This window comes from Promineifilum sp. (SeqCode), from assembly GCF_041918635.1.
Classification (GTDB): Bacteria; Chloroflexota; Anaerolineae; order Promineifilales; family Promineifilaceae; genus Promineifilum.
This window is the reverse complement of record NZ_JAYRVJ010000765.1, coordinates 1-2,368: the sequence shown is the minus strand read 5'-3', so window position 1 is coordinate 2,368 and position 2,368 is coordinate 1. Positions and strand designations below refer to the sequence as shown.

General features: G+C 63.7%; 4 protein-coding genes and 1 pseudogene. 4 read left to right on the top strand and 1 reads right to left on the bottom strand.

Annotated elements, in window-relative coordinates:
• From ACE3UY_RS22040 to ACE3UY_RS22025, 4 genes and pseudogenes are all read left to right on the top strand, one after another.
• Positions 1-222: hypothetical protein (locus tag ACE3UY_RS22040; protein WP_374689625.1), on the top strand; the 222-nt coding region annotated here is incomplete at its 5' end.
• The gene (locus ACE3UY_RS22035) at positions 209-652 is read left to right on the top strand and encodes a PIN domain-containing protein (protein ID WP_374689624.1); all 444 of its coding nucleotides are present in this window, start codon (positions 209-211) and stop codon (positions 650-652) included. The genes ACE3UY_RS22040 and ACE3UY_RS22035, both read left to right, overlap by 14 nt.
• 70 nt (positions 653-722) lie before the next feature.
• Positions 723-1,382 (top strand): annotated as a pseudogene (locus tag ACE3UY_RS22030) (TIR domain-containing protein); the annotation flags it as partial.
• A 34-nt stretch (positions 1,383-1,416) separates the two neighbouring features.
• Complete coding sequence (locus ACE3UY_RS22025; RefSeq protein WP_374689623.1) at positions 1,417-2,094, top strand: formylglycine-generating enzyme family protein; 678 nt, start codon at positions 1,417-1,419, stop codon at positions 2,092-2,094.
• A gap of 90 nt (positions 2,095-2,184) precedes the next feature.
• Here ACE3UY_RS22025 and ACE3UY_RS22020 read toward each other — a convergent pair.
• Positions 2,185-2,368 (bottom strand): hypothetical protein (locus tag ACE3UY_RS22020; protein ID WP_374689622.1); only part of this gene is annotated, 184 nt, incomplete at its 5' end.

Sequence of the window (2,368 nt, the reverse complement as noted above, 5' to 3'; positions counted from 1 at the left end):
TCGGCCGATGAGGCGCTCATCCGCGAGGCGCGGCGGCAGGCGGCGCTGCAGAACACGACGCTCAACGAGTTGTTCCGCGAGTGGTTGGAACGCTACGTCACACAGCGAAATGTAACGACTCAGAAACATGCACAGGCACAATATGACGACCTGATGCGCCGGCTGGCGCACGTGAATGCCGGGCGCAAGTTCACCCGTGAGGAACTGAATGAGCGCCGTTGATGAGCCTGACTTGTTTTTTCTCGATACGAATGTGTTGATTTACGTGTTCGATCAGACCGCGCCGGCCAAGCAGGTGATTGCTGAGCGCCTGGTGCGGGAGGCGCTCAACAGTGGACACGGGACTATCAGCGCTCAGGTCGTGCAGGAGTTCCTATACGCTGCTCTGCGCAAGTTCGAGCGCCCCATGACCATCCCGGAATGCCGCGAACACCTGCGAACGGTGCTCCAGCCGTTGTGCCGATACTTCCCCGCCCCATCCTCCTATGATCGCGCCCTGCTCATCGTTCAGGAGACGGGCTACTCGCTCTATGATGCGCTAATCGTGACGGCAGCCCTGGAGAGTGGCTGCCGCACGTTGCTGACCGAAGACCTGCAACACGGCCGCGTTGTGCAAGGCGTGACCATCGTCAACCCCTTTGCCGAGACGTAGCGACGTTCCGCCGGAACGTCTCTACTGGCAAGCCTGCCCCGGCCGGCTATACTAGGCGCAATCGGATGCCATGAGCCAGCCAGACGCCACCCAGCTACACCAATTCCTCCTCGACCATTTCAGCCTGGAGCCGCTAAAGACGCTGTGCTTCAACCTGGGTATCGAGTATGATGACCTGGGCGGCGAGGGCCGGGCGGGCAAGGCGCGCGAACTGGTCCTCCATATGGAGCGCCTCGGCCGGCTCGCCGATCTGCGCGCTGTGCTGTCGAGTCAGCGCGCGGGGCCGTATCAGGCGGCGTTTGGTGAGGTAGCGGCCTGGCCGGCGGTGACAGCCGAGCCATCACCCCGCCGCGACCGGCGACGCTCGCCGCGCAACCCGCGTCAGATTTTCGTCAGCCACGCCACGGCCGACGCCGCTTTCGCCCACCGTCTGGCCGCCGATCTGCGGCGCGAGGGATATACCATCTGGATCGCCCCGGAGAGCATTCCCGAAGGCCAGTGGGTGTCGGCCATCAACCGCGGCCTGGCCGAGAGCGGCATCATGCTGCTGGTCCTGACGCCGGCGGCGGCCGAATCGCCGTGGGTGGAGATGGAGACCAACGTCGCCATCGAACTGGAGCGGGCGGGCGAGATGCGTTTCATCCCGATCTGCCTGGAGCGGGATCGCTACGAACCGATGTGGCATGCCTACCAGTGGGTGATGTGCGACCGCGATTACGCGGCCGGGTGGCGCGAGTTGCTGGCGCGGCTCGGCGAAGGGCAGTTTGTCCCCCCTGCTCCCCCGCTCCCCTGCTCCGCCCGACCGCTACATCCACGAAAAGAGCGGCATCGAACTCATCCGTATCCCGGCTGGGCCGTTCCTGTTTGGCGACAACAAGGAGACGGTCGAGTTGCCGGAGTACTGGATCGGCCGCTACCCTGTCACCAACGCCCAATACAAGCGCTTCGTGGACGCGACCGGCCATCGCGCCCCCAGCCATTGGAAGGAAAATGCCCCACCGCCGGACAAGCTGGATCATCCGGTGGTTTACATTAATTGGTATGATGCCCAGGCTTTGGCCGAGTGGGCCGGCTTGCGTCTGCCTACCGAACAGGAGTGGGAGAAAGCGGCGCGGGGGACGGACGGCCGCCTCTATCCATGGGGCAACGAGGAGCCGACGGCCGAGCGCTGCAACTTCAACAAGAACGTCGGCGACACGACGCCGGTTGGCAAGTACTCGCCCAAGGGAGATAGCCCCTATGGTTGCGCTGACATGGCCGGCAACGTCTGGGAGTGGTCCGCGTCATTGTATGAGCAAGGTAAAGGGTTGCGTGTCCTCAAAGGAGGAGCCTATTACACAAGCGACGCGTCGTCGCTGCGCGGCGCGTATCGCAACAGGTACAATCCCGACTACGACAACAGGATCAACGGCGCGCGGTTGGCGGTGTCCCCGTCCTCTTAACCTCTGGACTCTGACCCTCTGGACTCTGACCCTCTGATCCTCTGGGGGGGTCTGGGGGGCAGCGCCCCCCAGCGGCGTTATGATACGCTGTCAACGAGTCCGCTCAAGCACATCTCCCGGCGTAGCGATAACCAGCGTGGTTGAAAGGTGCGACGTGTCAATGCCGATCAAGTGCTGCCGGTCGAACGTCGCCAGATAGTCGGCGCGGCAGGCGATGGCCCCGGCCAGAATAGGCGCATCCTTGGCGACGACGAAGCCCAGCAGGGGCTTGATC

Excerpts from the sequence above, each read along its gene's own strand:
- ACE3UY_RS22035 (WP_374689624.1), top strand. The coding sequence starts at position 209 with ATGAGCGCCGTTGATGAGCCTGACTTGTTTTTTCTCGATACGAATGTG.